Source organism: Algibacter lectus (genome assembly GCF_004368925.1).
Taxonomy (GTDB): domain Bacteria; phylum Bacteroidota; class Bacteroidia; order Flavobacteriales; family Flavobacteriaceae; genus Algibacter; species Algibacter lectus.
Genome location: NZ_SORL01000008.1, coordinates 542932 through 548931, shown reverse-complemented (window position 1 = coordinate 548931; position 6000 = coordinate 542932). Strand labels below are relative to the sequence as shown.

Genomic DNA, 6000 nt, shown 5'->3' with positions numbered 1-6000 from the left:
TCATGAAAAAATTAATTTTAGCAGTAGCAATCGTAGCAAGTGGATTATCAACTTTCGCTTTAACAGTAAACCCTATTCAAACTGAAATCTCAACGGTTTCTATCTCTGAAGAATTTAAAGAAATTGCTTTAGAAAGCTTACCAGCAGAAGTTACTGCAGCAGTAGCAAAAGATTTTTCTACAGCTACCATCAGCAAAGCTTATGTAAACAGTAGTGAGCAATACAAACTTGAAATTACTATGGACGGTACAGACAATGTTGTATATGCCGATAAAGATGGTAACTGGTTAAAAGCATCAGACGTTGAAGCTCCAGCTCAAGATACTGAAGAAACTATTGAAGAGTAATATTTTATAAATAATTAAGTAAACATTTAAAACATAAAAAATAATGAAAAAATTAATTTTAGCAGTAGCAATCGTAGCAAGTGGATTATCAACTTTCGCTTTAACAGTAAACCCTATTCAAACTGAAATCTCAACGGTTTCTATCACTGAAGATTTTAAAGAAGTTGCTTTAGAAAATGTACCAACTGCAGTAACTGATGCCGTAGCTAAAGATTTATCTACAGCAACTTTAAACAAAGCTTATGTAAACAGCAGCGAGCAATACAAACTTGAAATTACTATGGACGGTACAGACAATGTTGTATATGCCGATAAAGATGGTAACTGGTTACAAGCAAAAGATGTTGAGGCAACTCAAGAAACTATGGAATAGTGTTATATAACACCATTCTAAAAAAAAGACGTTTTGAAATAAAACGTCTTTTTTTGTGTTTATAAAATTTACCTATCCATTAAACTTAATACATTTGTAGAACAATACTTTTTTATGAAGCAAATCTTATTAATTGAAGATGATGTCTCTTTTTCTAAAATGCTAAAACATTTTTTAGAACGCCATCAATATGCAGTAACTTTAAGCTATAATATTAATAGCGCTTCTACCCTTTTAAAAAATCAAAAATACGATTTAATTTTTACCGATTTAAGACTACCAGATGGTAGTGGTATTGATTTATTGAAGCAAATAAAAAAGGATAAAAACACTGTTCCTGTTGTTTTAATGACAGGTTATGCTGAAGTTTCTACCGCTGTACAAGCCATGAAACAAGGTGCTTTCGACTACATTTCTAAACCTTTTAATCCAGATGAAGTTTTAGAGGTTATTAATAATGCTTTAGAACAAAAAGCAACTACTAATAGTACACCAGAAAAAATAAATACAGATAAAAAAAATAGCACAAATACAGAGTTTGTTAAAGGTATTAGTGCCGCTTCTAAAACCTTAAATGAGTATATTAAATTAGTTGCTCCAACAGATTTATCGGTTTTAATTACTGGTGAAAGTGGTACAGGTAAAGAGGTTGTTGCAAAAACAATTCATTTAGAAAGTTTAAGAAAAGATAAACCATTTATCCCTGTAGATTGTGGGGCCATTCCAAAAGAGATCGCTTCGAGTGAATTTTTTGGACATAAAAAAGGTTCTTTTACCGGTGCAACAGAAGATAAAATAGGTCATTTTGAAGCCGCAAATGGTGGTACTTTATTTTTAGATGAAGTTGGAAATTTAACCTACGAAAATCAAATACAATTACTTCGTGCTTTACAAGAAAGAAAAGTAAAACCTGTAGGCAGCAATACTGAAATTAATGTTGATATTAGGTTGATAACTGCAACAAATGAAGATCTACTTAATGCTGTTGAAAAAGGGACTTTTCGTGAAGATTTATATCATAGATTGAATGAGTTCTCTATTAAAATACCTAATCTAAAAGAGAGAAACAACGACTTAATTCTTTATGCCGATTTCTTTTTAGAAAAAGCTAATAAGCAATTAAACAAATCGGTTATTGGTTTTTCTAAAAGCGTGCTTAATATATTTTTAGATTATGCTTGGCCTGGTAATTTAAGAGAATTATCTAATGTTATTAAACGCGCCACCTTGCTAACACAAACAGAACTTATTGATACCAATGTTTTACCAAGCGAGTTAACGCAATCTAAAGAAACGGCCCAGAGTAACGCTAGTTTTTCGACAAAAGAAAACGAAAAAACACTTATTATAAATGCTTTAAAAGAAGCAAATAATAATAAAACTAACGCTGCCAAATTATTGAATATTACTAGAAAAACACTTTACAATAAAATCAAGGAATACGATATTAATTAATGTAATCTTCTAAAGTTTTAATAAACTTTTCTAACTCTTTTTTAAAAGCTATAAAATCGTTATTTTCTATAGTTTTACTCAATTCGAAGGTTTCCAAAAAAGGAATAACTGCTTCAACATTTAACTGTTTAAACATAGTAAGCATTTTATGGCTTAAGCTATTAATGGTGTTAATATCATTAGTGTTTTTAGCAACAGTTAATAACTCATCATTCTTCTTAGTATCGTCTAAAAACGTTTTTAATATCCCTTTAACCGCATCGGTATCATTATTAAAAAAAGTACTTAAGGACACAATACTAAATCCTTCTGGTTCTATAGGTTCTTCATTAATATTTTTTTCTTTAATATAAGTACCTTCACTACTAAAAAACGATTCTAAAACATGTTGAATTTTACTAGAATTAAATGGTTTTATGATCACTTCGGAAAAACCATTATTTAAATAATCTTTAGTAGACATTTTTGCACGACCCGTCATCGCAATTATAGGTTGATTTTTATAAGAAGTATCTGTTTTAATAATTTCCATAAATTGAATACCATTCATTTTTGGCAGCTGGATATCTGTTAAAACAAAATCGAAATCTATCTGTTTTATTTCATCTAAAGCATTTTTTGCATTTCCAAATACATAAGCTTGTATACCGTATTGCTTTAAAACATCGTGAATAAATTGCTGCATAGAGGCATCATCTTCCACAACTATGGCTTTTAAATTAAAAATAGGTTTTACTAATACCTCTGTAGATGTGTTATTCGCATTTAAAGGCTTATTAGAACGCTTTACAGGTATTTTTAAAGTAAATATACTGCCTTTGTTTAATTCGCTCTCTAAAGTTAAATCTCCGCCTAAAATTTCAACTAATTTTTTAGAAATGGTTAAACCTAATCCAAACCCTTTATCATTACTATTTTGATTATTATCTGCCTGAGCAAATTCTTTAAAAATATGTTCTTTTTGATTATCATTAATTCCAACTCCAGTATCGCTCACTTTAATTTCTAATACATCTTCTTTTAATAAACTCGATACGGTAATACTACCTTCATTTGTGAATTTATACGCATTGATAACCAAATTAAACAACACTTGCTTTAATCGAAATGGGTCTGTAATAATGAGATTTTCTATAGATTGATCATGCTCCAAAATAAATTCAACAGGCTTATTTTTAATGCTATTTTTTACATGTTGAACAATTTCTTCTATATGATTTTCTAAATTGAATGGTATAGATTCTATGGTGATATTTCCGTTTTCTAATTTCGAAAATTCTAAAAGATCGTCCACTAGTTTTCCCATATAATTAGAAGCACTAGAAATATGTTCTATATAATTTTTATCTTTTTTTTCTAGAACCGATTGTTGTAATAATTCGCTAAACCCAGTAATAGTACTTAAAGGGGTTCGTAAATCGTGACTTACCATAGAAATTAATTGCTCTCTACTTTTTAAAAGTGACGATGTGGTTTCATTAGCTTCTTCGAGTTCTTTTCGGTAACGCTGTGTTTTTCTAAACTCGTTTAAAATGATAATCGAAAAAATAATAATTACAATAAAACTTATAGCTGCAGATGCTAAAATTATATTTTTACTACGATTAATTGTTAACTCTCTTTGTTGATTAATAACACTGCTATAGTCTACAATATCGCGCTCTAAGGCACTTAATAATTGTTGTAATTTTCTAAAAATTATTAAATCGTTTTGAATAAGTTCACTTTCTTTTTTCTGTAAAAATACCCGCTGATTATTCGATTTAACCTGCACATCTTTCAGCATACTTTTAGAAATGGACAGCAACGAATCGATCTCTACTTGGTCGGTTTGTTTTATAGAATCTCTAGGATTATATTTATTAAGTATTTTAACATACTCTTCAAAATTCGAACGCGTTTTTTTATCTAAAGCATCAGGATTTTTAACTAAATCGTTTATGGAAACCTTGCCTAAATGAGAGTCTATAGAGGTAAGTTTATTAATAGCTTTGTTTATAGATTCATCTGCATTATCGCGGGTTTTCAATTCTTTTAACTCCTTGATATTTTCAAACTTTTGGTTTACATAAACTTTAATACTATCTAAAATATGTTGTTGACTATCACTGTTAATAAGTGATCTAAGTGAATCTATTTTTAAAAGAAGTTGTTCGTTTTCAAAAACATACTCATCAAATTTTTCTGAAGATTTTAACTGAATTGCAGCTCTGGCTAAACTTTCATTTTCGTAAATATCGGCAATTAAACTTCCTGCTCTAATAATTTTACTTCTATCGGTAATATCTTCTTTCTGTAAACTTGTAAACGTTTTTATTTCATGAAAAATTAAAAACCCCGAAACGGTAGCTAAACTAGCAAGTATTATATAGCCAATTATAACTTTAAAAGTAATAGCGCGTCTAGCATATTTCATAAAAATACATGTTGTGTTAACTCTAAAAATAAATGATAATATACAACTAAGCAACTACCATAAAAAAATAAAATTCATGCAGTTAGAATTTTAACCACATGAATTTTATACTATTTTTAAAAAAGAAATTATCTTAATCTACATATTTCACACGTCCGCCAAATGCTTTATTTTCGGTAACATTCTTTGGTTTTCCGTGTATATACACATCACCACCAGCTCTAATATTTACATCCACCTCGTCGCTAGCTGTTACGTGAGCTTCTCCTGCAGCTTTAATAGCTACATCGGTTTTGGTTGTTTTTAAATTTTCACCATTGTAAATACCACCTGTGTACAATGATATTTTTTGACTTGTAGATGTACCAGTCGCTTCTACTATACCGCCAGAATTAGCTTTAATATTCGCGTAACTCACTTTTAAAGGTATCTTGATAGATGCACCCTCTTGCGCTCTTAAATCGATCTCGAATTGCTCGATGGTATCATTAGAAAACACTTTAGATCCTTCGTTAACATCAATAACATCTAAAGCTGTATAATGCAGTTTAATTTTAATGTTGTTGCCATCAAAAATTTCGTTTAAACTCATTTTTATTTTAAGTAACCCGTTTTTATTAACAATTACAACATCTTCAGCATTTCTACCGGTAATTTCAACCTTGTTAACATTATCTTTTACCAGCTCTACCTCTATTAAATCGTAAACTTTCAAGGTTTTAAATTCTCCAATTTCCTTATCTATTTCGTTATTTGCAAATAAGGTTGTCGTGATACATAGTACTAAAATTTTAACTAATGTTTTCATCTGTATATTTTATTTTTTTAATTTCAATGATATAATGAAATGTAAAATTATCAATAATTATTCCGAAGTGTAAAACTTTAGCAAAACATTATCATTAGGCAAGTTAAGCAATAACTAAACCACCATAACTGCTGTACCGGTAATAGAGACTATAATAATACCCGAATTTGGCATCGTTTCTATATCTAACGCAATACCAACAACGGCATTTGCGCCTAATTTGTTAGCATTAGCATGCAGTTTTTGAAAAGCTGCTTCCTTTACTTCATTGATTTTATTCTCGTAATTTTCGTAATATTTTTCCATATTAAACGAAATTGTAGTTTTTGGCATATTAACATCTACGCCACTTACAACACCTAAATAGTTTTTAATGCTGTGTCCTTCAATAGTGTTTGTTGTTGTTAAAATCATGTCTTTATCGTTTTGTTTATAAGTATAAAAAACCGCAATAAAGTTACAGTTATTTACTATTTTTTGAAAATATGTGTTAAAAACAAGCTTTAGTATTTCTATTTTTAATTGAAATAAAATGTTAAAAAAGAATTAAATCGAATAAAAAATGTATCTTTTTTAACCTTCGCCAGTCTACTTAGTGAAT

6 protein-coding genes are annotated in these 6000 nt (G+C 29.2%); 3 read left to right on the top strand and 3 right to left on the bottom strand.

Going from position 1 to position 6000, the window contains the following annotated elements; genetic code table 11:
* From DFQ06_RS10770 to DFQ06_RS10760, 3 genes are all read left to right on the top strand, one after another.
* On the top strand, window positions 1–347 hold a 347-nt coding region (locus DFQ06_RS10770), incomplete at its 5' end, for a hypothetical protein (protein ID WP_133967651.1).
* A 43-nt stretch (window positions 348–390) separates the two neighbouring features.
* The gene (locus DFQ06_RS10765) at window positions 391–720 is read left to right on the top strand and encodes a hypothetical protein (protein ID WP_042496289.1); all 330 of its coding nucleotides are present in this window, start codon (window positions 391–393) and stop codon (window positions 718–720) included.
* A 114-nt stretch (window positions 721–834) separates the two neighbouring features.
* Complete coding sequence (locus DFQ06_RS10760; RefSeq protein WP_133967649.1) at window positions 835–2175, top strand: sigma-54-dependent transcriptional regulator; 1341 nt, start codon at window positions 835–837, stop codon at window positions 2173–2175.
* On the opposite strand, the gene DFQ06_RS10755 is transcribed toward DFQ06_RS10760, so the two are convergent.
* The 3 genes from DFQ06_RS10755 to DFQ06_RS10745 all read right to left on the bottom strand — a co-directional run bounded on the left by DFQ06_RS10755 (window position 2168) and on the right by DFQ06_RS10745 (window position 5813).
* Window positions 2168–4591 carry a hybrid sensor histidine kinase/response regulator gene (locus DFQ06_RS10755; protein WP_133967647.1) on the bottom strand — a complete coding sequence of 808 codons (2424 nt, stop codon included), beginning with the start codon at window positions 4589–4591 and terminating at the stop codon, window positions 2168–2170. The genes DFQ06_RS10760 and DFQ06_RS10755 overlap by 8 nt on opposite strands.
* A 133-nt stretch (window positions 4592–4724) precedes the next feature.
* Window positions 4725–5399 (bottom strand): head GIN domain-containing protein, encoded by a 675-nt coding sequence (locus DFQ06_RS10750; RefSeq protein WP_042496284.1) that lies wholly within the window; start codon window positions 5397–5399, stop codon window positions 4725–4727.
* Window positions 5400–5513: 114 nt separating this feature from the next.
* Window positions 5514–5813 (bottom strand): heavy metal-binding domain-containing protein, encoded by a 300-nt coding sequence (locus DFQ06_RS10745; protein ID WP_042496281.1) that lies wholly within the window; start codon window positions 5811–5813, stop codon window positions 5514–5516.
* Between the last annotated feature and the right edge of the window lie 187 nt (window positions 5814–6000).

Bases quoted from the DNA above. Each gene is read 5' to 3' on its own strand.
- DFQ06_RS10765 (WP_042496289.1), top strand. From the start codon at position 391: ATGAAAAAATTAATTTTAGCAGTAGCAATCGTAGCAAGTGGATTATCA.
- DFQ06_RS10760 (WP_133967649.1), top strand. From the start codon at position 835: ATGAAGCAAATCTTATTAATTGAAGATGATGTCTCTTTTTCTAAAATG.
- DFQ06_RS10755 (WP_133967647.1), bottom strand. From the start codon at position 4,591: ATGAAATATGCTAGACGCGCTATTACTTTTAAAGTTATAATTGGCTAT.
- DFQ06_RS10750 (WP_042496284.1), bottom strand. From the start codon at position 5,399: ATGAAAACATTAGTTAAAATTTTAGTACTATGTATCACGACAACCTTA.
- DFQ06_RS10745 (WP_042496281.1), bottom strand. From the start codon at position 5,813: ATGATTTTAACAACAACAAACACTATTGAAGGACACAGCATTAAAAAC.